At 38.6% G+C, this 1,134-nt stretch carries 1 pseudogene; it reads right to left on the minus strand.

The features are described 5' to 3' along the window. Nucleotides 1–1,134: pseudogene (gene tet(O), locus PGW42_RS15775) on the minus strand (tetracycline resistance ribosomal protection protein Tet(O)); the annotation flags it as partial.

Consider the following 1,134-nt stretch of genomic DNA (forward strand, 5'->3'; position numbering starts at 1 on the left):
AGGATTTGGCGGGACTTCTATGTGGATGGTATATTCTGCTTTTCTAAGCGGTCTTTCCATATATATAACAGTAGGCTCTTTTATTTCTGCCTCCACATGATATTTTTCCTCAAGGATGGCACAAATGACTTCCATCTGCACTTTCCCCAAAAAAGAAAGTATAATCTCATGCGTTGTAGTATCCACATAATATTTTAAAAGAGGGTCGCCATCTGAAATTTCTGTAAGTGCCCCAAGCAATATTTCCCGCTGTTCAGATTTCTTTACTGCAATCGTTGTTTGGAGCATAGGGAGAGGATTTTCAATAAATTTTCTCTGCGGCAACAGTATTCCGTTCCCCAAAATACTGTTTAGCTGCAAAACATCATTTGGTAAAATTACAATATCACCAGAGCAGGCTGTATCGGATGAATATAATTCACCGTTTGTCGGAACACACATCTCTGTGATTTTTATTTTCTCTTTTTCAGATATTCTAATAACATCCCTCAAATGCAATGTTCCGCTATATATACGCACATAAACAAAACGCCGCCTTTTCTCTGAATATTCAATCTTAAAAACCTGCCCGCATAGTTCAGATTGACCTTCAGGCGTTGATGAATAAAATTTACTGGCAATCACTTCTATAAGCTGCCGAATCCCCAGATTGTTTTTAGCGCTTCCGTGATAAACGGGAAATAACGTTCCGTTTTGGAATCTCCTGTTTTCTTCCTGTTCCAGTTCTGACATTTTAAACGGTTTCCCTGACATATATTTCTCTAATAGTTCATCGTTTCCCATAATTACCGCATCCCACTGTTCCATATCGTCATTGTCCGTTACATTTATATGGGGATGCTGCCCAACCTTTTGCTTCACTATAATTTCCGAAGAAAGCTTTGCTTTCATTTCTCGATATACCATTGGCAAATCAATCCCCTCTTGGTCAATTTTATTGATGAAAAAAATTGTCGGAATCTTCATTGTCTGTAGTGCATGAAACAGTATACGGGTCTGTGCCTGTATGCCATCCTTTGCAGAAACTAATAATACTGCTCCGTCTAATACGGATAAAGAACGGTATACTTCCGCCAAAAAATCCATATGGCCTGGCGTATCTATAATGTTGACTTTTACATCCTCCCACTGAAA

It is taken from the genome of Coprococcus sp. TM115-187 (assembly GCF_027679115.1).
Taxonomy (GTDB): domain Bacteria; phylum Bacillota; class Clostridia; order Lachnospirales; family Lachnospiraceae; genus Allocoprococcus; species Allocoprococcus comes.